The 20,312-nt window shown below is 61.3% G+C and carries 21 protein-coding genes; 6 read left to right on the plus strand and 15 right to left on the minus strand.

From position 1 onward, the window contains the following. Positions 1 to 208: 208 nt before the first annotated feature. The gene (locus ABHV46_RS07030; protein WP_438384012.1) at positions 209 to 1,420 is read left to right on the plus strand and encodes an OmpA family protein; all 1,212 of its coding nucleotides are present in this window, start codon (positions 209 to 211) and stop codon (positions 1,418 to 1,420) included. 103 nt (positions 1,421 to 1,523) lie between these two features. On the opposite strand, the gene cysK is transcribed toward ABHV46_RS07030, so the two are convergent. After that, a complete protein-coding gene (gene cysK / locus ABHV46_RS07035) occupies positions 1,524 to 2,525 on the minus strand; it encodes a cysteine synthase A (protein WP_336946362.1) in 1,002 nt (333 codons plus the stop codon). 112 nt (positions 2,526 to 2,637) lie between these two features. Here cysK and ABHV46_RS07040 point away from each other — a divergent pair, with 112 nt between their 5' ends. Then, entirely contained in the window at positions 2,638 to 3,087 is a 450-nt protein-coding gene (locus tag ABHV46_RS07040) for an RrF2 family transcriptional regulator (protein WP_438384014.1), read from the plus strand. Positions 3,088 to 3,145: 58 nt separating this feature from the next. On the opposite strand, the gene ABHV46_RS07045 is transcribed toward ABHV46_RS07040, so the two are convergent. Continuing rightward, positions 3,146 to 3,679 (minus strand): hypothetical protein, encoded by a 534-nt coding sequence (locus tag ABHV46_RS07045; protein WP_408870653.1) that lies wholly within the window; start codon positions 3,677 to 3,679, stop codon positions 3,146 to 3,148. A 354-nt stretch (positions 3,680 to 4,033) separates the two neighbouring features. Here ABHV46_RS07045 and ABHV46_RS07050 point away from each other — a divergent pair, with 354 nt between their 5' ends. The 4 genes from ABHV46_RS07050 (at position 4,034) to ABHV46_RS07065 (ending at position 8,363) form a co-directional block, all read left to right on the plus strand. Next, entirely contained in the window at positions 4,034 to 4,591 is a 558-nt protein-coding gene (locus tag ABHV46_RS07050; RefSeq protein WP_336946366.1) for a hypothetical protein, read from the plus strand. A 63-nt stretch (positions 4,592 to 4,654) separates the two neighbouring features. Beyond that, entirely contained in the window at positions 4,655 to 6,673 is a 2,019-nt protein-coding gene (gene parE / locus ABHV46_RS07055; RefSeq protein WP_438384016.1) for a DNA topoisomerase IV subunit B, read from the plus strand. Beyond that, positions 6,673 to 7,578, plus strand: coding sequence for an EamA family transporter (locus ABHV46_RS07060; RefSeq protein ID WP_336946368.1), 906 nt, complete (start codon positions 6,673 to 6,675; stop codon positions 7,576 to 7,578). The genes parE and ABHV46_RS07060 overlap by 1 nt, the downstream gene beginning before the upstream one ends. A gap of 107 nt (positions 7,579 to 7,685) precedes the next feature. After that, positions 7,686 to 8,363, plus strand: coding sequence for a YfdX family protein (locus ABHV46_RS07065; protein WP_438384019.1), 678 nt, complete (start codon positions 7,686 to 7,688; stop codon positions 8,361 to 8,363). A 144-nt stretch (positions 8,364 to 8,507) separates the two neighbouring features. Here the strand turns inward: ABHV46_RS07065 and mutL are convergent, their stop codons facing one another. The 13 genes from mutL to ABHV46_RS07130 all read right to left on the minus strand — a co-directional run bounded on the left by mutL (position 8,508) and on the right by ABHV46_RS07130 (position 20,312). Continuing rightward, a complete protein-coding gene (mutL, locus tag ABHV46_RS07070; protein WP_438384022.1) occupies positions 8,508 to 10,352 on the minus strand; it encodes a DNA mismatch repair endonuclease MutL in 1,845 nt (614 codons plus the stop codon). 9 nt (positions 10,353 to 10,361) lie between these two features. Next, entirely contained in the window at positions 10,362 to 10,898 is a 537-nt protein-coding gene (locus ABHV46_RS07075; RefSeq protein WP_336946371.1) for a DUF3035 domain-containing protein, read from the minus strand. 43 nt (positions 10,899 to 10,941) lie between these two features. Beyond that, positions 10,942 to 11,544 carry a signal peptidase II gene (gene lspA, locus ABHV46_RS07080; protein WP_438384025.1) on the minus strand — a complete coding sequence of 201 codons (603 nt, stop codon included), beginning with the start codon at positions 11,542 to 11,544 and terminating at the stop codon, positions 10,942 to 10,944. Then, entirely contained in the window at positions 11,520 to 14,408 is a 2,889-nt protein-coding gene (gene ileS, locus ABHV46_RS07085; RefSeq protein WP_438384027.1) for an isoleucine--tRNA ligase, read from the minus strand. Before ileS ends, lspA begins: the two co-directional genes overlap by 25 nt. A 235-nt stretch (positions 14,409 to 14,643) precedes the next feature. Beyond that, positions 14,644 to 14,856 (minus strand): hypothetical protein, encoded by a 213-nt coding sequence (locus ABHV46_RS07090; protein WP_438384029.1) that lies wholly within the window; start codon positions 14,854 to 14,856, stop codon positions 14,644 to 14,646. A gap of 220 nt (positions 14,857 to 15,076) precedes the next feature. Continuing rightward, the gene (locus ABHV46_RS07095) at positions 15,077 to 16,102 is read right to left on the minus strand and encodes a DUF3667 domain-containing protein (protein WP_438384032.1); all 1,026 of its coding nucleotides are present in this window, start codon (positions 16,100 to 16,102) and stop codon (positions 15,077 to 15,079) included. Next, entirely contained in the window at positions 16,062 to 16,991 is a 930-nt protein-coding gene (locus ABHV46_RS07100) for a bifunctional riboflavin kinase/FAD synthetase (protein ID WP_438384036.1), read from the minus strand. Before ABHV46_RS07100 ends, ABHV46_RS07095 begins: the two co-directional genes overlap by 41 nt. Continuing rightward, positions 16,988 to 17,680, minus strand: a complete 693-nt coding sequence (gene mtnC / locus ABHV46_RS07105) for an acireductone synthase (protein WP_438384038.1) — start codon at positions 17,678 to 17,680, stop codon at positions 16,988 to 16,990. Before mtnC ends, ABHV46_RS07100 begins: the two co-directional genes overlap by 4 nt. Continuing rightward, on the minus strand, positions 17,677 to 18,234 hold the full coding sequence (locus ABHV46_RS07110; protein ID WP_438384040.1) for a 1,2-dihydroxy-3-keto-5-methylthiopentene dioxygenase: 558 nt from the start codon (positions 18,232 to 18,234) through the stop codon (positions 17,677 to 17,679). The genes mtnC and ABHV46_RS07110 overlap by 4 nt, the downstream gene beginning before the upstream one ends. Next, the gene (locus ABHV46_RS07115; RefSeq protein ID WP_438384042.1) at positions 18,231 to 18,848 is read right to left on the minus strand and encodes a methylthioribulose 1-phosphate dehydratase; all 618 of its coding nucleotides are present in this window, start codon (positions 18,846 to 18,848) and stop codon (positions 18,231 to 18,233) included. Before ABHV46_RS07115 ends, ABHV46_RS07110 begins: the two co-directional genes overlap by 4 nt. A 7-nt stretch (positions 18,849 to 18,855) precedes the next feature. After that, positions 18,856 to 19,122 (minus strand): twin-arginine translocase TatA/TatE family subunit, encoded by a 267-nt coding sequence (locus ABHV46_RS07120; RefSeq protein WP_438384044.1) that lies wholly within the window; start codon positions 19,120 to 19,122, stop codon positions 18,856 to 18,858. 51 nt (positions 19,123 to 19,173) lie between these two features. Further along, complete coding sequence (locus ABHV46_RS07125; RefSeq protein ID WP_438384047.1) at positions 19,174 to 19,683, minus strand: CHAP domain-containing protein; 510 nt, start codon at positions 19,681 to 19,683, stop codon at positions 19,174 to 19,176. Further along, positions 19,680 to 20,312, minus strand: coding sequence for a regulatory protein RecX (locus ABHV46_RS07130; protein WP_438384051.1), 633 nt, complete (start codon positions 20,310 to 20,312; stop codon positions 19,680 to 19,682). The genes ABHV46_RS07125 and ABHV46_RS07130 overlap by 4 nt, the downstream gene beginning before the upstream one ends.

The following is a 20,312-nucleotide window of genomic DNA, read 5'->3' on the forward strand; positions in this document are numbered from 1 at the left end:
AGCGCTTCCCGGCTTTGGCGACTGTTGCAACCTTCCCACACCTGGAGCAGGAAGAAAGAATGGCGCAACGAGGCGATTGCACCCCGGACGTAAACAGACGTTGCACGGGGATGACAGTTCAACGAAAAGACGGCATTCAGATCGCTGCGGACGGCTGGTTCAAAGGCCCTCTCTCAGTCTGCCGCGTGAAAAGGATGGAGAAGACGATATGACGCTGGAACACCGAACGCGCGGTGAAACCGTTTGCCGCCCGTTTTCCGATGTCCGGCAGGCGGTCGGTTCGCTCTCCCGGCTTTTCCGCAGGAGCATTCTGGGTCTCACCGCCCTGAGCGGTTTGTGTCTTGTGGCGGCTCCCGCCCAGGCGCAGGTAGTCAAGGGGCTATACGTTGCCGGTTCCGGTGGCGCGAGCTTCAATCAGGACCAGACCGTGCGTCTGTCGCCGGTTCTGCCCAGCGGTCGCGATCACTACGATGCAGGCGTGACGGGTCTCGGCTCTGTCGGCTGGGGGCTCGGCAATGGCTTTCGCGTTGAAGTGGAAGGCAACTACCGCAACAACCGTCTGCAGCAGTTCAAATCGAGCTATTTTCCGTCCTCGACCGGCGGGCGTCAGCAGCAATATGGCGTGATGGTCAATGCGCTGTTCGACATGGATATCGGCGCGAACTGGGTCTACCCCTATTTCGGTGCCGGTGTGGGTTATGGCTGGCAGGCCATGAATGCCTCGGTGCGCGCACCGAATAACTACCTGAACCAGAAGATCGGCGGCACGGCCAGTAATTTTGCCTATCAGGGCATTTTCGGCCTCTCCTTCCCCGTACCTTTCGCTGTCGGCCTCTCTTTCACGACCGAATATCGTTTCTATTCGATGCTCGGGCCGAACGGTCACTATGCGAGCGGCTATGGCAATATCGGCGGCTATGACGCGCCCCGCCCCGCAGGCGCCATGGAAGGCAACCGCGTAACCCGCAACGATTTCAACCATTCGCTGCTGCTCGGCCTGCGCTATGAGTTCAACCCTGCCCCGCCGCCGCCGCGCAGCGTGCCGGTGATGACCGCGCCAGCTCCGGCGCCGGCGCGCAGCTATCTGGTTTTCTTCGACTGGGATCGAGCCGATCTGACCGATCGTGCCCGCTCCATCGTCGGTACGGCGGCCCAGAACTCGACCCATACGCAGCTCACGCGCATCGAGGTCAATGGGTATACCGATAACAGCGCTGCCCATCCGGGCGCACGCGGTGCAGGCTACAACATGAAGCTGTCGATGCGCCGCGCCGATGCCGTACGTGCCGAGCTGATTCGCGACGGCGTGCCGGGCGGGCTAATCGTGACCAAGGGTTATGGCGAGTCCAACCCGCTGGTTCAGACTGGCCCCAATACGCGCGAACCGCAGAATCGCCGCGTCGAAATCATTCTGCACTGAAACAGTCGCGGGAAGGGCGACGCCCTTCCCGTTTCAGACAGGGCTTGTCACCCCTGTCGGGCGGTCATGGACCGCCCTTTTTCATGCCTGAAGGCGAGCCCCCTCAGACCAGCCCGTTGAAGAGGGATGTCGAGAGATAACGCTCGGCAAATGATGGCACGATAGAGACGATGGTCTTGCCTGCATTCTCGTCGCGCTGCGCCAGTGCGAGCGCCGCATGGAGCGAGGCGCCTGAAGAAATACCGATCGGAATGCCTTCGATACGGGCGCAGCGGCGTGACGCTGCCATGGCATCGCGTTCGGAAACGGCCAGAACCCCATCGAGCAACGACGAATCGAGCGTGTTGGGGCAGAAACCCGGCCCGATGCCCTGAATGCCATGCGGCCCAGGATCATCGCCGTTCAGAACGGCACTCTCCGCAGGCTCCACCCCCCAGAACTGCATCGACGGTTTACGGGGTTTAAGTGTGCGGGCGATACCGGTGAGCGTACCGCCGGTGCCGACACCGGCCACAACCAGATCGACTGCGCCATCGGTATCGACCCATAGCTCCTCTGCCGTCGTCAGCGCGTGGATCTCGGGATTGGCGGGGTTGTCGAACTGACTGGGCATCCAGGCATCGGGAAGCGAGGCGACCAGTTCTTCGGCACGAAGGATCGCCCCGGCCATGCCGCGCGCGGCGGGCGTGAGCTCCAGCTGGGCATCCATCAGCCGCAGCATCTTGCGACGCTCGATCGAGGCACTTTCGGGCATAGTCACGATCAGACGATAGCCGAGGGCTGCCGAGGCAAAGGCGAGCGAAATTCCCGTATTGCCGGAGGTGGGTTCAACCAGCACCGTGCGACCCGGGACGATCTCCCCACGGGTCTCAGCCTGCTGGATGAGCGCGAGCCCGATCCGGTCCTTGACCGAGCCGAGCGGGTTGAAGAATTCGAGCTTGAGCAGCAGACGCGCCTTGAGCTTGTCGGCCTCGGCCAGACGCGGCACGGCAACGAGCGGCGTGCCGCCCACGGTTTCGAGAATCGAGTCGAAAACCCGCCCACGCGGGGCTGCGTATCGCGTTGCCAGCCCGCTCATTTCCTGCGGCTCCTGTCGGGTCGTCATGGCTCTCTCCTTCATGCGATTCAGCAAAGCGGTCAGTCCCGCGATGCCGGTCTGTGATTTGCCGGCAATAACTGCTATATTGCGCATAATTTGTCATTGAGGAAAAATCTGCATGTATCTCCGCAGGGACAGGGCGATGATCGCAGTGATCATCATGGTCGATGTAGCCTTCCATGCCGGGCGCTCGAGCCTTGTCAGCGGCGGCGATATTGCCGAGCGCGCAGGGCTCGCCCGACGGGGCATAGAGCCCCTGCTTCAGGCGCTTTCACGCTCGGGATTACTGGAAAGCGTACGCGGGCCGCGCGGCGGCTACCGCCTCGGGCGCCCACAGCGCGATATCGGGCTCGACGAGATCGTGCGCGTTGTCGTGTCTGAAGATGCTGGAGCGGAGGAAACAGCCCAAGGCGCGCTGTATCGCAACGTGATCGAGCCCTGCTGGCAGGTGCTGGACGAAACGATACGCAACGAGATGGCAGCGCTGACGCTTGAGGAAATGGTACGCCGTGCCGAGGCGGCCGGGCTGCGTCGCCCGGTGCATGAGCCCATTTCGTTCTCGATCTGATAAAACGGGCCTTAAGAGACGTCCCTGCCCCTGAAAGGGCGAGGACGTCTTCTGGTTCTTACTTCTTGGTCGTCTTGCGGCGGGTCGTCGTATGCTTCACGACGGGCTTCTTGGCAGCAGGCGCCACGATGGCCGGAGGCGGTGCCGCAATCGTCACGCCTGTCGCATCCACGATGGCGTTGACGGTCAGCTTGTTGCGGGCCTCGGTGCCGCCGGGGATGAGGATGGCCGTGAAGCTGTCCTTGCCCGAATAGGCCGTGCTGGGCGTGTAGGTGATGTAGGTGTGGTCGTCGAAATTATACATGAAGGCCTTGCCGTGCTCGGGAGCAGGCGAGACGCCGAAAGAGCGGTAATTGGTGTTACCCGGCTTCTGCACCGACAGGGCACAGAGCCCGTCATCGCTGCGCACGGTCATTTCCACGCTCATGCTGCCATCGGCCGCCGTCTTGACCGGCGTCGTCTTGCAGACGGCAGAAACCTTCTGATAGCCGAAGGGGTTGGGGGGCACGACGCGCTGCACGACGGGCGTCTGCGCGCAGGCCGCCAGAGTCAGGGCCGAAACGAGAGTAATTGCTGAACCACGCAGTCGCACCATCAACTCCACTTGTCACTTGTCATCGCCAGTCGACACTGCCTCTTTCGCTACAGCAGGCCCGACACCGGATGTCTCCGGGCACGATCAACGCCTGTGGAGACAATTTCGTCAATGGCCCTAGCGCAAGCCGCGCCCTACCGGAAGGGGGAAGCTGCGGCTGAAACAAAAGAAAAGAACGGTCAGTTTTTTTTTTGAGAAATCGGCCTTCTCCCTTGCATAGGGGCATTTTCTCGCCGCAATTGCTGCGACATAATCCGCGCGCATCCCTGCGTCCTGCCTGCGCCCAGCCGGCGCGACGCTCGAAACCCTCAGTTCCCCCTCTTCAGTTCCCTGCCCTTGTGGAGTTCCTTGATGTCGCTTTCAGCCCGGCAACGCCTCCTGCGCCCGTTTGCGCGCCTGACCGCCTGCACCCTGCTCGCCAGCACGTTCTTCGTGTCGGGCGCCGCCTATGCTGCCGGTTGTGGCGAGTCTCCGGCGCATGAAGCCTTCAATGTGCAGGGGCTGAAAAGCGAACTGATGGTGACCGCGCTCTCCTGCAGCGCTCAGGACCGCTATAATTCCTTTGTGACCAAGTTCCGCCCGAAGCTGGCCGCAGAAGAAGAGCGCCTGAACACCTATTTCAAATCGGCCTATGGCCGTAACGCCATGAAGGCGCATGACGACTACATCACCCAGCTGGCCAATGTGCAGTCAGAGGGTGGGCTGAAGGCCGGCACGATCTTCTGCCAGCAGCGCGTCGCCATGTTCGACGAGGTCGATGCCCTCGATGACGGCGCCGATCTGGCCCATTATGCCGATGCGAAGGATGTGGTTCAGCCGGCATCTTTCGAGACTTGCTCGGCCCCCGAGGCCGTGACGCATGGTCGCACAAGCAGCAAGAGCCGCACCCATCGCAAGACGCGCGCCTAAAAACGCATCTTCCCCTGCACGGGGCGCTTGACGGCGCCCCGGCGAGGCCGTCAAGAACGCAATATGAACGACGACCTCTTCCAGAGCGATGAAAAGCCCGCGCGTCGCCCCCGCAAGACGACGCAGGCCCCGGTGCCGGAAAATTACGGTGCCGATCAGATCGAAGTCCTTGAAGGACTCGAGCCGGTGCGCCGCCGCCCAGGCATGTATATCGGCGGCACCGACGATACCGCCTATCATCACCTGGCTTCCGAGATCCTCGATAACGCCATGGATGAGGCCGTAGCGGGCCATGCAAGCGTTATCGACGTGTCTCTGGAGGGCGCAAGGCTCCTGATGGTACGCGATAACGGGCGCGGCATTCCCGTCGACGCCCATCCCAAATTCAAGGACCGCTCGGCGCTCGAGGTGATTTTCACCACGCTTCACGCGGGTGGCAAATTTTCGGGCAAGGCCTATGACACGTCGGGCGGGTTGCACGGCGTGGGCTCCTCGGTCGTCAACGCGCTCTCCGACAGACTCGAAGTCGAGGTCGCGCGCGAGAAACTGCTCTGGCGTCAAGATTATGCCCGCGGCAAGCCCATTACCCCGCTACAGCAAATCGGCAATGCCCCCAATAGGCGCGGCACCACAATCCGCTTTTCGCCGGACCCGGAAATTTTCGGGACGCTGAGCTTTTCGCCCCAGCGTCTCTATCGTCTGTGCTGCTCCAAGGCGGCGCTGTTTCGCGGGGTGACCATACGCTGGAGCGTCGAGCCGTCGCTCATCAGGAGCGGCGATGAGATCCCGACCGAAGCGACGATCCATTTCCCCAATGGCCTGGCCGATAGTCTGAATGCCGAGCTGGGCGCCACGCCTGCCCTTCTCGCCCCCCTCTGGTCTGGTGAAGCCGAATTGCCTCAGGCTGCCGACGGGCGCACAGGCGGCAAGCTCGAGTGGGCAGTGGCGTTTCTGGAGCAGGGCACGTCAAGCATGACGTCATACTGCAACACGATTCCGACGCCTCAAGGCGGCACGCATGAAGCCGGTTTCCGCACGGCACTGGTCAAGGGCTTCCGCGCCTGGGGCGAGAGCCGCAACACCAAGCGCGCAACGGCGGTTACGGCAGACGATATTCTCGGCACGCTGTCTGCCAAGCTCTCTGTCTTCATCCGCGACCCGCATTTTCAGGGCCAGACAAAGGAGAAGCTGACCACGCAGGAGGCAAGCCGGCTGGTGGAAGGCGCCCTGCGCGACCGTCTGGACCACTGGCTGGGCGGCAATCCGGCTCAGGCCGATAATCTTCTGGCCTTCATCATCGAACGGGCCGAAGAACGTCTGCGCCGCAAGGAAAGCAAGGATACGCCGCGCAAGAGCGCCACGCGCCGCCTGCGCCTGCCCGGCAAGCTGACCGATTGCACGCGTGAAAACGCGGCAGATACCGAGCTTTTTCTGGTCGAAGGCGATTCGGCCGGCGGCTCGGCGCGTCAGGCACGCGACCGCGAAACCCAGGCTGTGCTGCCCCTGCGCGGTAAGATTCTCAACGTGGCTTCGGCGACAGCAGACAAGCTCAAGGCCAATCAGGAACTGCGCGATCTGGTCGAGGCGCTGGGTTGCGGCTCAGGGTCGGGCTTCGATCTGACTCGTCTTCGCTATGGTCGCGTCATCATCATGACCGACGCTGACGTGGATGGCGCCCATATCGCATCGCTGCTGATGACGTTCTTCTATCGTGAAATGCCCGAGCTGGTGCGCAAGGGACATCTCTATCTGGCCCAGCCGCCTCTCTATCGCCTGACCCATGGCGCAAAGACGATTTACGCCATGGATGACGATGACCGCGTGCGGCGCCTCAAGCGCGATTTCAAGCAGGGAGCGAAGGTCGAGATCTCACGATTCAAGGGTCTTGGCGAAATGCCGGTCAAGGATCTGAAGCAGACGACCATGGACCCGGCAAAACGCACCTTGCTGCGTGTCGTCACGCCGCCAGAAGACCGTGCGCTCACAAGCGACCGCGTCGAGAGCCTGATGGGACGCAAGCCGGAATTGCGCTTCCGCTTCATTCAGGATCATGCACGCTCGGCCGAACTGCTCGACGTCTGATGCCTTCTTTCGACCACCCGACTTCGACACGACTCGATAAACTTGGCGGTCTGGCGCTTCTGGTTGGAGGGATTTCCTCCTTTCAGGTCGGTGCAGCCCTGGCCAAGAGTCTTTTTCCGCTTTTCGGCGCAGAGGGGATGGTCGGGCTTCGCGTCTGTCTTGCAGCCGTCATTCTTCTGACTGTCATCCGCCCCGGCCCATCGGTGCTGCAACCTGGCATATGGCGCCTGTTGCTGCCCTATGGCGCCTCTATGGCGGTGATGAATTTCGCCTTCTACATCGCGCTGGTGCGCCTCCCGCTGGGACTGGTGGTGGCGTTCGAATTCATGGGACCACTCTCACTGGCGCTTATCGGTTCGCGACGACTGCTCGATCTGGTCTGGGCCGGTATGGTGCTTTCTGGCCTGTATCTTCTACTCCGCCCCGATCATATCTCAGGCCATCTCGACCCTATTGGCGTGATCGCTGCGTTGATCAGCGCCGTCGGCTGGGTCATCTATATCCTGACAGGCACCCGCATCGGCCGCGTCATGCCTGCCGCTCAGGCCACCACACTCGGCATGACCACGGCCGGAATCCTGCTCTTGCCTTGGCTGATACCCACGCTGATGCCAGCCGTGACCCACCCGCACCAGGGAATTCAGGCTGTTGGCGTGGCCATTCTCTCCTCAGCCGTGCCGTATATTCTCGACATGATGGCCATGCGCAGGCTCGGCCCGCGCGATCTGGGAATACTGCTCAGCTTGGAGCCGGTTCTTGGGTCGATTTCGGGGCTGCTGCTGCTGGGTGAGTCGCTCTCGATGGCGCGATGGCTCGGCGTGCTCTGCATCGCAGGCGCCTCGGCTGGCAATGTGCTGACCAGCCGAAAGCCGCCCCCGGATGGCGAGACCGTTCCCCCCACCTGAGCTGGCCTCATGGCGGCGTGTTAACGCAGCTGTCATGCAACATCGGAGAGGGGCGACCGTTTTGTTCTCAACCGTCTCGCCACGAGACGAAATATGGGAGCAAGTCGATGCGTCGCCTCTTTATTGCCGGTTCCGCCCTTTTCGCTTTCGCTGCGGTTCCGGCCCTTGCCGCATCGCCCCAGCGCATGGCCGACAAGGATTTCGCCCATCTGTCGAAGGACGGCCAGAAGGCTTTTGCCGATATCGTTCAGGCACAGCAGGCGCTTGGCAGCAACCAGAATGGTCAGGCCCAGTCTCTGATCAACGACGCTCAGGCCCGCCTGACCAAGGCAGCCAAGGATAATCGCGCCTTCATGAAGGCAGAAGACGCCATGCAGCCCGCCCCCAGCCATAGCGCGCCCAAGCGTACCGTCATCAGCGGTGTGCAGGTTCACTGGCTGCCGATCGGTGGCGAATATGCGGTCACCGAAGCGCTCGCCCCGGAAAAACAGACGGCTCTGGCCCAGGCCAATACCCATCTAAAGACGGGCGATACGAAGCTGGTCAATCAGGATCTTCAGGTCGTGGGGACAGACGTGCAGTATGTCGTCGCCCTCGCCCCGCTGGAGATGGTCTCTGGCGACATCAACCGCGCCTCGGTCTTCATGGATGGGGGGGATGCCAAGCTCGCCGCCGAGGCGCTTCAGAATGCGCTGGACAGCGTGTTGTTCGTCTCTGACAACGTGATCGTCGCTGCCCAGCCCGATACGGCCCCGGCGCATAAGGGCATGCACAAGAAATCCTGAGCCCTCTGACCCGATCGGTAGCGCCCGATCGGGTCTCGTCCGAGGTCTAAATACTGAAAAGAGCGGAAGGCCTGTCTGAAGGCCCCCGCTCACCCAGGTTCAGAACCCCCAGGCGCCGACCACCCGCCCCTGCCAGGACGCGGCCTATCTGATCCGCCCGAACAGTTTTTCGAGTTCGTCGCGACCGAGCCTGAGCCAGGTCGGTCGCCCGTGAGAGCAGGTGCCCGCCCGTGGGGTCTGCTCCATCTGGCGTAGCAAAGCCGCCATTTCCTCTTGCTGCAGGCGTCTCCCTGCACGAATGCTGCCATGGCAGGCCATGCGGGCAATGACGGCGTCGATACGCCGTTCGAGGGCGGCACTATCGCCCGGTACGAGATCCGGGTCGGCGGCGAGTTCTTCCGACAGGTCACGAAGCAGCGCCACGCCGTCGCCGCCCTGAAGGAGGATTGGCATGGTACGCAGCAGCACGCTGCCCCCGCCGAAGGACTCGATTTCGAGACCGAGCGATTCGAGCGCGCTTTTCCATTCCAGAAGGCGACCGGCCTGTCCAGGCGGCAGATCGACTACCTCTGGCAGAAGCAGACGCTGCGCCCTGAGCGTGCCGGAGGCATACTGCGCCAGCAGTTTCTCATGGGTCAGGCGCTCATGGGCCGCGTGCTGATCGACCAGTATCAGATCGCCATCCTGACCGACGGCAAGAATATAAGTGTCGAAAACCTGTGCGACCGGCGCGCCGAGCGGAAATGACGCCTGTTGCTGCGCGTCGGGCTGGATGACGGGGCGCGCCACCGGCGCAAACGAACCCAGACCTTCGGAGAAACCCGTATGCGCAGCAGGCGCCGCCTGCGGAACCGTCGCACCGATGCCTGCAAGTGTCGCGTGAGAGGAAAGGAAACCTGCGCTCGGCCGCATCGGTTCGGGCGCTGGATACTGGATGTTCTGTCGCGAAGGCGCCGCGAAACGCACACGCACCCCGCCCTCGCCCGCACCATGACCGAGGGCGCGTTGCATGGCACCGATCATCAGCCCTCTCACATCAGCCTCATCGGCAAAGCGGAGTTCGGTCTTGGCAGGATGGACATTCACATCCACCCGGTCATGGGGCAGGCTCAGATGCAGCGCGAGAACCGGTTGGCGCCCCGGTTCGATAACCGGGCGATAAGCGACACGTATGGCGGTCTTCATCAGCGGATCGGCAACGGGTCGGTTATTGACCACCAGAAACTGCGCCGCCGCTGTCGCGCGTGTTGCCGCAGGCCCGCAGATATAGCCCGTCAGGCGCAGGCCGTTGCGTTCCTCATCGATCGGAATAAGGGAATCGCTCTCCCCGAGAACCGCCTGAACCCGGTCGATCTGCGTCTGAGACGGGAAGTCGAACACCAATCGCTCGTCTAGCGAAAAGCGGATGGCGCAATGCGGCGCCGAGAGCGCGAGACGACGCATGACCGATTCGGCATGGCTACCCTCGACACGGGGCGATTTCAGAAATTTGCGCCGCGCCGGGGTGGCAAAGAAGAGATCTTCGACCACTACGCGTGTGCCCGGCGCGCCCGGGGCGGGGGCGGGGGGGGTCAACACGCCACCTTCAAGACGCAAAAGCCAGGCTGTATCGGAATCGTGCTGGCGCGACGTCATGCCAAGCCTCGCGGTCGCCCCGATGGAAGGCAGCGCCTCGCCACGAAAGCCGAGGGTGACAATACGGGTCAGACTCTCATCGCTGAGCTTGGAAGTGCAATGACGCTCGACCGCCATGGCAAGATCGTCAGGCGACATGCCACAGCCATTATCGATCACCTCGATACGGTCGCAGCCACCATTCATCAGGGAAACGTCGATTCGGGTCGCCCCGGCATCGAGCGCATTTTCGACCAGTTCCTTGAGCGCCGCGGCAGGGCGCTCGACGACCTCACCTGCGGCGATCAGGTCGATGACATGACTCGAAAGACGCCGAAGCGTAGGACGGAAAAGGGCGCGCTCAGGAGAGTTCATGAACTGGCATCAGAAGACGCCGAGAAATGCGCTCTTTGACTTCTTGGTCGGCGTGGCACCGGTGGAGGGATTCTGGCCCAGAGCCGAGGCGCGCTGGATACGGCGGTTTTCAGCCTCACTATCTACCACACTACCCGAGTTACCGCCGCGCCAGAACATCAGCTCGTCTGTCAGACCGGCACCTGCTGCGCCCAGTTCGGCATTGTTCGGCGCTCTGGAAGCCTGCTCGACCTGGCCGACAAGAGCCTGCTGGCCCGCACTGTTGCTGCCAGTGGTCGAATGCAGTGCCGCATTCGGCGACAGCGTTTCGAGCGCCTGGGTCCGGGGATTTTCATCAGCCGTGTGCACACCCTGACCGGGCAGGCTCAGCTGCTCCGATGGCGGCATCGAAAGCGGTGCCCGCGTGGTGACCGTATACTCGTCAGGCATCGACCGCTCGAGGCCGAAAGCCCGCGAGACATCGGAACCGGAGCAGGCCGGAAGGAGCGCGGTCAGGCCGAGAACCGGCAGGACGCGGAGGACGGACGTGAAGGAGAGCTGAGCCATATCGGTCTCAATCCTAGATGAGCGTTTCGGCATCGACAAGAGATCAATGATCTCGCGAAGCGGTTGCAGAGCCGGAAGAATGCATCGAATCCCTGTCGGCACCGCTGTGCGCCACGGCCGAGCGTCGATCAGACCAGATCGACTCGATCACCCAAGCAATCACACCGCAGACGATGGCAGAATCGGCGACGTTGAACACATACCAGCTCCAGCCGAAGGCGTGGGCGTGAATGAAATCGACCACAGCCCCGAACCGCATACGATCGATCACATTCCCCACGGCGCCGCCCGCTATGGCAGCGGAGGCGATGGCGACCACCATGCGCGACGTTGTGAGCGTTTGCCAGAGAAGGGCGAGAACGGCGATCAGCGCCACCGTGCAAAAAAGTACTGGCCCATAAGAGCCGATCCCGCCGAGCATGCCGAACGTCACGGCGTGATTCCACACCATGGTGAAATCCAGCCCTGGCATGACGGCCACGCTGCCCTTGAGAGGCAGGTTGAAGACATCCAGAATCCACCATTTGCTCGCCTGATCGGCGCAGAGCACGATCACGAACGCAATGATGCCAGCGATCAGTGTCGCCGGGCGTCCGAAGGACAAGGTGAGCCTGGCGCGCGTCACATCGACACCACGTCGCTGCATCTCAGGCACAGGCCCGTATGCCCGGCATGGGTGCCGACTTCAGGGAGCACGCGCCAGCAGCGCAGGCATTTCGTACCATCGGCCTCAGCAACGCTCGGGCCAGGATGGGCTGCGACCACGCCTTCACGCTCAGGGTCGGAACCATCATCGATATAGAGCGACGGCACATTGGTCAGAAGCTGCACATCGGCCTGGGAAACGATGGCGAGTTCGGCCCAGTCCACATCGCCGAAGACGACCTGCTCCTGCTCGGTGAGGGGCAGAGTAAGGCGAGCCTCGAGCGAGGAGCCGATGACACCCCCACGACGCGCGCCTTCGAGCTCGGTCGTGATCACACGGCGAAGGGCGCGGATCTGCGTCCAGCGTTCGCCCAGAGCGGCGTCGTGCCAGATCGGGTCGGGCTCAAGGAAGTTCTGAAGATGAACGGAGCTCTCTTCACCAAAACGGGCTGTCCAGGCTTCTTCAGCCGAGAAGACCAGAACCGGCGCCAGCCAGGTTGCCAGCGCACGGTGCAGAATGTCGAGCACGGTACGCGCCGCACGACGACGCAGCGAGGACGGCGCATCGCAATACAGCGCATCCTTGCGCACGTCGAAATAGAAGGCCGAGAGATCGGTCGTGCAGAAGCCATGCAGCATCGGATAGACGCCGACCCATTGATGGGTCTGTACGGCCTGTTTCAGCAGCCCGCCCAGATCGGTCAGGCGATGCAGGATATAACGCTCCAGCTCCGGCAATTGCTCGTAGGGTACGGCTTCTTCAGGCGTGTAGCCATCGAGCGCACCGAGCAGCCAGCGCAGCGTGTTGCGCAGGCGGCGATAAAGCTCTCCCTGCTGCTTCAGAATTTCATTACCGATGCGCAGATCTTCATTGCTGTCGGAATTAACGACCCAGAGACGCAGGATATCGGCGCCGAGCTTGTCGGTCACTTCCTTGGGCGCAATGACGTTGCCCAGCGATTTCGACATCTTGCGGCCCTGCTCGTCGAGCACGAAGCCATTGGTCACAATCGCCTTCATGGGCGCCACGCCGCGCGTACCGACGCTTTCGAGAAGGGAAGACTGGAACCAGCCGCGATGCTGGTCCGAGCCTTCGAGATAGAGATCGGCCGGGAAATTCAGTCCGTCCTCGCCCAGCACGAAGCTATGGGTCGAGCCGCTTTCGAACCACACATCGACAATGTCGAAAACCTGTTCGTATTGCGCGGGGTCTCGTCCCTCACCGAGGAAAACCGCCGGATCGGCGCTATACCAGATATCGGCGCCATGCTCGGCCATCGCCTCGACAACGCGCTGCATGACCGCGGCATCGCGCAGCACCTCACCCGTGCTCTTCTCGACAAAGACCGCAATCGGCACGCCCCAGGCGCGCTGACGGCTGATGCACCAATCGGGGCGCTGTTCGATCATGGAAGTCAGGCGGTTGCGTGCAGCTTCGGGCACGAAGGTGACATCGGTCAGCGCGTCGAGCGCCTTGCGGCGCAGGGCCTGATCGCCATCCATGCGGATGAACCATTGCGGCGTGGCGCGGAAGATGATCGGCTTACGCGAACGCCAGGAATGGGGATAGGAATGCACGATGCTCGAGCGCGCCACGAGGCCCGCTGCGGCATCGCCGTTGGAAGCCCAGCGCTGAGTCGCCTCGACCAGCGCCGTACAAACCGGATCGGCCGCCTTGAACACATGGATACCGGCGAAATGCGGCACCCATGGTGCGTAGGTGCCATCATCCTGCACCAGCTCAGGCACTTCGATGCCGTATTGGCGCGTCAGCAGGAAGTCGTCCTGGCCATGCGCCGGGGCCATATGCACCAGACCCGTGCCCGCATCGGTCGTGACGAAATCGCCCGGCAGCATGGGCACGTCGAACTCATAGCCACAACCGCGCAGCGGATGGGCGCAGAGCGTGCCCTCAAGCGCCTCACCCGGCAGGGTGTAGAGAACATGATGTTCCTGAATGCCCGCCTGCTTGCAGAAATCGACCAAACGCTCCTCGGCAATCAAAAAGCGCGAGCCGGGCGCGACGAGGCTGTCCTCTTCCATCAGATCGGCGCGAATCACCGCATAGGCGATCTCGGGGCCATAGGCGATGGCGCGATTGGCCGGGATGGTCCAGGGCGTGGTCGTCCAGATGACGGCTGACGCACCCTGCAGCGCCTGACCGGGGGTAGGGTCGGCCTCGATCGGAAAGGCCACATGGATCGTGGTCGAGGTGATGTCGTGATATTCGATTTCGGCCTCGGCAAGAGCCGTCTTCTCGACCGGGCTCCACATGACAGGGCGCAGCCCACGATAAAGGGCGCCGTTGAGCAGGAATTTGCCGATCTCGCCCACGATGGCGGATTCCGAGCTGAAATCCATGGTCGCATAGCGGTTCTTCCACTCGCCCTGCACACCCAGTCGCTTGAATTCCTCAGACTGGATGTCGAGCCAGCGGCGCGCATACTCGCGGCATTCGGCGCGGAATTGCAGAACAGGCACGTCGTCCTTGTTCTTGCCTGCCTTGCGATATTCCTCTTCCACGCGCCATTCGATCGGCAGGCCGTGGCAATCCCATCCCGGCACGTAGCGCACACGGGCGCCATTCATGCGCTGGGCGCGGTTGACCACGTCCTTGTTGATCTTGTTCAGGGCGTGACCGATATGCAGATGGCCATTCGCATAAGGCGGGCCGTCATGCAGGGTGAAGACAGGCTTGCCCTTGCCCGCCTCGATAATGCTCTGATCGAGCCCCATCGACTCCCAACGCGCCAGAATTTCGGGTTCACGCGTCGGCAGGTTGCCACGCATGGGAAAGCTGGTGCGGGGAAGAAAGACCGTGTCGCGATAACGGTCCTGAGGATCGGGGCTTTTGGAATCAGGCATCTTCGATCATTCGACGGAGTCAGGGAACCGCGAGTTATGCGAAGATGCGGGCTACTGGGTCAAGAGCGCCGGTCGGGAACGACTTCACAAAGCTGCCGATAGCGAGCGCCGACTCATGATGATCCAGCAGGCAAATAAGGGCGAACAGCCCTTGTATCCATCGGAAGCACCCGCCTTCTGCGAGTGACGCGAGGCATCAAAAAACGCGACCGGCAAGCCGGGCGCCATTTGCGCTTCAGGATGTTCTGGTGTGAGAACCTGGATAGCTGGAAGAACCGCAAACGCTCTCCAGCGTATCGTCGATCTGCTGGCCCAGCGTGTTGAAATCCTGACGCAGAAAGGCTTTCAGCCTTACAAGACGAGAGACGCTCTCCTCGCGGCGCATTTCCTTCTGGGCGATATGCTGTTCCATCGCCTGCATCTGATACATCTGCATCGCGCCAAACATGACAGCCCCCGCACAATTATTAACAGCGGGTAATATATAACATTAAAAAAGTGATGGCAAACAGCGGAATTTCACATTTGCGGCAAAACCGTATCTCTGACCTGCGTAAGAGAGGGCAGCAGTGAATACGCTGCTCCAATCGACGCAGGCTGAGCGTCACAGAACCAAACGATCCTTCTGAGACCGACCAGTTGCAAGCATTGCCCAAGATCATTCGATTCTATTCGCCAGAAGCCCCGAATTGTAGCCCGATGATGGTCAGAGCAGCAGTGAGCAAACAGCACGCTACAATCGTAGCCAAGGCCAGAAAAAACATACGCAGAATAGTGCCCGCCGCCGACCGACCGTAAAAACCTTTCAGATGCGAAAACAGATGCACCGCCATAGTTAAAGCGAGCCCGCGCGTAACCCAATTCATTACTTCGTCGGGCAGAAGATTATCCATTATCGCCGCGACAGTGACGACCAGAAACAGTACAGTCAGAGAGTGCAACGACACAATAAGATGATCGTAAAGGGGTATTGGCTTAGGAAAAGCATACAGCACCCATAGAAACGCTGCACTTATCGGTAGCAGCAGCAGCACTATGCGTTCCGCCCACTCACCCATAACATGCTGTACCTCGTCGGGATTATCTACCGCGGCGAGAAGATGATCGTGCAACCACTTCTGTACTTTTTTCGGTCCAGAGAACGTCACCGTCTCTATCTGGGACTTCAGTTTCGCGTTCAGGCTATCCGCGTCTCCTGCTGGCGCCCTTACGAAATGGTTTTCTTCAGCAGCCTCCTCAGTAATCACGCTATGAAATGGCGTCACAGAAGTAAAAGCGAAAAAAAACAGGAGCGAGACGAAAAACATACGAATTGGCGGAATTTCGCTGGCTCGTTTTCCTTTGATATAGTCACGCGTCAGCCGTGCCGGATCGAAAAAAAGACGACGGATCGTGCGCATGACCTTACTGTCTGCATGGGTCAGCATTTCAAAGAAATCATAACAGAATTCGCGAAGAGAAGGCTCTGCAGTACGAGCGTTCTGCCCGCAGACATGACAGTAATGGCCTAGCAGAGAGGTATCGCAGTTGAGACACCTCTCCGAGTGCTTGCCAGCCAGCGCGACATCATATTTTTTCATTTCAGAACCATACCGTTTCCCCACGATTTGGGAAACTGTCTTTGGCAAATGGCTTCCCCGCAGCAGACAGGACTCAGACAGCGGGGCCAAGCGCGGCACGGGCCTGGCAAGCATCTTCGGCGATCTGGGCCTCAAGCGCGTCGAGCCCGTCGAAGCGACGCTCTTCACGTAACAGCCTGTGCAGGCTGACTTCGAGTGTCTGGCCATAAAGATCTTCATCGACGTCGAAAAGATGCGCTTCGAGGCGGCTTTCCTGCCCGTCATCGATGGTAGGGCGACGGCCGATATTGGCCACACCCGGCGTCATGCGCCCATCCGGGTGACGCACGGTCACGGCATAGACGCCACGGGCTGGCTCGATATGGCGTCCCAGCGGGATATTGGCGGTAGGGAAGCCCAGCAGGCGCCCGCGCTTGTCACCATGGGCCACGGCACCCGCGATGAACCAGGGGCGACCAAGCTCCTCCGCCGCGCGTTCGGGATAACCTTCCTGAAGCAGGCGACGAATACGCGACGAGGAAAACGGGCCGCTGACATCGGTGAGAGGCTGCACGACTGTCAGACCGATACCGAGGGCTTCGAGCCTGTGCGACAGAAAATCGATATTGCCGGCCCGTCTGTGCCCGAAAGCAAAATCGGGGCCGCAGGCGACGTGCTTCACGCCAAGCGCGCGATGAAGCACGTTCTTGACAAAAGATTCCGGCGAGAGATGGCTGAAATCCGCATCGAAAGGCAGCTGGAAGATCTGCTTTACGCCCAGCTCATGCAGGAAACGCGCCCGTACGGGCGGAAGCATCAGCCGGACCGGAGGATCCTGAGGGCGGAAGAACTCGCGCGGATGCGGCTCGAATGTCACAGCGCCAAGCGGCAGATCGGGACGCGCCGCATGGAGCGATTTCAAAAGATGGACATGCCCGAGATGCACACCGTCAAAATTGCCGAGGGCGACGGCGGCGCCGTGCGCCTCAGGCGGGATCGCCGTCCAGTCCTCGTAGAGGGTCATGAGACAGGCAGCGAAAAAAACTGGCTGACCTCTGTAAAGTCAGAGGCCTGACGAGAGGCTTCATGAGGGGTCGTGCCGTCTTCCTCACGTACCAGCTGGCAGGTCTTGAGACCTGCCTCTGCTGCGGCATCGAGTTCGGCACCGATATCGGAGAGAAACAGGATTTCTCCCGGCGCCACACCCGCTCGCGAGGCGATTTCGCGATAGCTCTCTGCGATTTTCTTGCCGCCGATATCGAGATCGTAAAATGCCTCGAAAAGGCCGGTCAGATCGCCAGCATCGGAATAACCATACAGCAAACGCTGTGCGCTGGCAGAACCGGAAGAGTAGACAGCAAGACGCAGCCCCGCCTCGTGCCAGGCTTTCAATGCCGGCGGCACATCGGGATAGAGACGTGCCTTTAGAGCGCCCGTCTCGAAACCCGTTTTCCAGGCCAGACCCTGCAATGATTTGAGCGGTGCGACCTTTTCGTCGCGAGCGGTCCAGTCATGCAACTGGGCGAGCGGATCGCAACCGGGACTGGCTGCCTCGATATCGGCAAGCGCCACCTTGACCAGAGGATTATCCGCCTGTTCGCGAAGCAGCTCCGGCATCACTTTGTCGGAATAGGGGAAGAGCACATCCTTGACGAAAGAGATCGGCAGGGTCGTGCCTTCGATATCGAGAAGGACCAAGCGGACGGTGCTCATGCGGCGAGTTCCGGAATGGCAACAGGAAAGCGACGGGCGATTTCATCGCCTGTATATTCGGCGACCCACCCCGTCGTATCGGTGAAAACGCGCAGCGCCACCACATCGGGATCGAGCCCGGCATCGAACCAGTGCGGTGTGCCCTCAGGAACCGAAATCAGATCGCCCTGAACGCAAAGCACTGAATAGACCTTGCCCTCGACATGCAGGATGAAGGCGCCCTGACCATGCACGAAGAAGCGCACCTCATCTTCGCTATGGGTGTGCTCCGAGAGATATTTCTCGCGCATGGCCGCGATCTGCGGCGTATTGCGGTCGAAGCGCACGACATCGGCACTGCCCGCCCCGGTTTCGCCCATCAGCCCGTCGAGATAGGGGCGATACGCCTCCAGAATTATTTCTGGTGCGGCATCCTTGGCTGGGGTTACGGGAGACTGCCAGCGCTCGAAACGCACGTTGAGCGGGCGCAAGGTCTCGGCGATGACCCGTGCATCCTCTGTATCGAGAAGGAGGTTATCGGGCGTATCGTCGCGATAGATCGTCAGTCGGCTCATGATTTCCGCCTTTCGAGTTCGCAGGCCAGAAGAAATTCCAGCCCTTCGAGACGGGCCAGCGCCATGGCCATATCCCGCCCCCAGACATAAACACCATGCCCTCTGATCACGTAGCCCGCGGGCATTTTCCCGAGCAACGGCCCCACGACCGTCGCGAGACGGGCGATATCCTGATCATTGGCGAAAAAGGGCACGTCGATTGCAGTGTCGTGGGTCGATTGCCCCTCGAACACCTTGAGCAGCTCGTAGCCTGCCAGAGTGAGCACCGGCGCCTCAAGCGCCATCGACAGCACGGTCGCCGCGATGGAATGCCCATGCAGTACTGCACCGATCGTCGGGTCCGAGGCGTAAAGCTGGGTGTGAAGTAGCGTTTCCGCACTTGCCTTCTGACCGCCGTCGATCGGTCGCCCCTCAGGATCGATCTCGATGACGTCTTGCTCGGTCAGGAACCCCTTATGGCCGCCTGAGCGCGTGATCGCGATACGACCATCGCCAAGGCGTCGGCTGAGATTGCCCGCTGTGGCTGGCACCCAGCCCCGTTGGTCCATCCTGCGGCCTGCATGCAGAACATCCTGCACCGCATCCGACCAGAGCCGGTCCAAAAGCTGCGTCATGGAAAGCTCAGTGATTGGCGTTATTCACATTACCGCCCGAAGCGGGGGGCGTGTATTGCGGCTGCTGGAAATTACCCTGGGGTGGCGGAGAGATCTGGCCGTTAGGCTGATCGTGCTTCGGCTCCATGGATTCGTCTTCGGCCATGTTCTTCTTGAAGGATTTGATCCCCTTCGCGAAGTCACCCATGAGACCGCTGATCTTGCTGCCACCGCCAAACAGGATGAGTACGACGGCAAGCACTATCAGCCAGTGCAGGGGACTCATGCTACCCATAATCTCTCTCCTCGTATGACGGGACCGAACAGCCGTCTTTTGTCTCGCTTCTCACATGGCGTGATCGGGCGTCTCTTGCAAGCGCGCAATATTATCGAGATCACGCGGGACGATAAAGCCATAGGTCGGATAGGCGCGTGAGCCGAGATTCTTGATTGGTGCCCAGTACACCCGCACCAGAGACCAGTCATTATCGCGTGAGACGTCTATGACCGGCACAGAGCGGTCGATCCGGCCAGGCTCCCAGTTGGCGTGTTCGACCAGGATCTTGCGTGACGAGACGGTGCTGCGCACCACAGAAACATGACCAGATGGCAGGCGCCCCGTCGACCGGAAGACGAGTATCTCACCCTCCGCCGGGGTCTGGGTGCGCCTGTATTTCCCAGAGGCGCCACGCCACCATGATGCGGCCGCCCCGTAAAGAGCAACCCCGGTCTTGGCGCGCGCATAGGGCGCACATTGCAGCGGGCCATTGAAGCTGGCGCGGCTATATTCCCTTGGCCCGCCGCCACAGGCGGCAAGGCTCAGGCAGAAACTGAACCCAAGCACCATTTTTCTCATGACGATTTCAGCGCCATGACGCGATCCTCCGCTTCGATCAGATCCAGAGCCAATGCCCGTTCGGCCACATCACGGCCGAACCCCGCACGGGCAAACACGGCAAGCGCGCGCTGATGGCGCTCAGGCGCCTGCCCCTCAGCCTGTTCTTCATCACCTCTCCTGAACGGACCGAGCCGACGTTTTCGGGCGAGTACGAGCGCCGCCCCCAATTCACGCTCATGAGCGCTGTCATCATGCCGGTGGCCGAGCGCCTCTTCGAGTGCTTCGCCCAGAACCTCGGCGCCAATACCCTTTTGCGTGAGACTGGCCGCCACGGCCCGACGCGACCGACCGGAGCGCGTCAGACTGAGCGACCGGGACCGGGCAAAGGCAGCGTCGTCAAGCGCGCCGAGCTGGCGCATATCGGCGACAATCCCGGCAATCGCTCCCCGGCTCGCTTTGGCCTGACTCTCTATCTGGTCACTCTCGCCACCCTGTGCACCTGCCTTGCGTGCCCATCGCATGACGGCGCGCTCCAGAACCTGGGCCAGACCCTGTTCGGTCGCAGCGAAGCGCGCGAGATGACGCAGGGCCGTCTCACGCAGGTTTGCCGCTGTCGGCGGAGGAGGCTGATCCGGAATCGCTGACAT

Source organism: Asaia sp. BMEF1 (genome assembly GCF_051628905.1).
Taxonomy (GTDB): Bacteria; Pseudomonadota; Alphaproteobacteria; order Acetobacterales; family Acetobacteraceae; genus Asaia.

Excerpts from the sequence above, each read along its gene's own strand:
- ABHV46_RS07120 (WP_438384044.1), bottom strand. The coding sequence starts at position 19,122 with ATGGGTAGCATGAGTCCCCTGCACTGGCTGATAGTGCTTGCCGTCGTA.
- ABHV46_RS07110 (WP_438384040.1), bottom strand. The coding sequence starts at position 18,234 with ATGAGCCGACTGACGATCTATCGCGACGATACGCCCGATAACCTCCTT.
- ABHV46_RS07115 (WP_438384042.1), bottom strand. The coding sequence starts at position 18,848 with ATGACGCAGCTTTTGGACCGGCTCTGGTCGGATGCGGTGCAGGATGTT.
- ABHV46_RS07095 (WP_438384032.1), bottom strand. The coding sequence starts at position 16,102 with ATGCTTGCCAGGCCCGTGCCGCGCTTGGCCCCGCTGTCTGAGTCCTGT.
- ABHV46_RS07065 (WP_438384019.1), top strand. The coding sequence starts at position 7,686 with ATGCGTCGCCTCTTTATTGCCGGTTCCGCCCTTTTCGCTTTCGCTGCG.
- ileS (WP_438384027.1), bottom strand. The coding sequence starts at position 14,408 with ATGCCTGATTCCAAAAGCCCCGATCCTCAGGACCGTTATCGCGACACG.
- ABHV46_RS07090 (WP_438384029.1), bottom strand. The coding sequence starts at position 14,856 with ATGTTTGGCGCGATGCAGATGTATCAGATGCAGGCGATGGAACAGCAT.
- mtnC (WP_438384038.1), bottom strand. The coding sequence starts at position 17,680 with ATGAGCACCGTCCGCTTGGTCCTTCTCGATATCGAAGGCACGACCCTG.
- ABHV46_RS07060 (WP_336946368.1), top strand. The coding sequence starts at position 6,673 with ATGCCTTCTTTCGACCACCCGACTTCGACACGACTCGATAAACTTGGC.
- mutL (WP_438384022.1), bottom strand. The coding sequence starts at position 10,352 with ATGAACTCTCCTGAGCGCGCCCTTTTCCGTCCTACGCTTCGGCGTCTT.
- ABHV46_RS07125 (WP_438384047.1), bottom strand. The coding sequence starts at position 19,683 with ATGAGAAAAATGGTGCTTGGGTTCAGTTTCTGCCTGAGCCTTGCCGCC.
- ABHV46_RS07050 (WP_336946366.1), top strand. The coding sequence starts at position 4,034 with ATGTCGCTTTCAGCCCGGCAACGCCTCCTGCGCCCGTTTGCGCGCCTG.
- cysK (WP_336946362.1), bottom strand. The coding sequence starts at position 2,525 with ATGACGACCCGACAGGAGCCGCAGGAAATGAGCGGGCTGGCAACGCGA.
- ABHV46_RS07100 (WP_438384036.1), bottom strand. The coding sequence starts at position 16,991 with ATGACCCTCTACGAGGACTGGACGGCGATCCCGCCTGAGGCGCACGGC.
- ABHV46_RS07040 (WP_438384014.1), top strand. The coding sequence starts at position 2,638 with ATGTATCTCCGCAGGGACAGGGCGATGATCGCAGTGATCATCATGGTC.
- ABHV46_RS07130 (WP_438384051.1), bottom strand. The coding sequence starts at position 20,312 with ATGTCAGCGATTCCGGATCAGCCTCCTCCGCCGACAGCGGCAAACCTG.
- parE (WP_438384016.1), top strand. The coding sequence starts at position 4,655 with ATGAACGACGACCTCTTCCAGAGCGATGAAAAGCCCGCGCGTCGCCCC.
- lspA (WP_438384025.1), bottom strand. The coding sequence starts at position 11,544 with ATGCAGCGACGTGGTGTCGATGTGACGCGCGCCAGGCTCACCTTGTCC.
- ABHV46_RS07030 (WP_438384012.1), top strand. The coding sequence starts at position 209 with ATGACGCTGGAACACCGAACGCGCGGTGAAACCGTTTGCCGCCCGTTT.
- ABHV46_RS07075 (WP_336946371.1), bottom strand. The coding sequence starts at position 10,898 with ATGGCTCAGCTCTCCTTCACGTCCGTCCTCCGCGTCCTGCCGGTTCTC.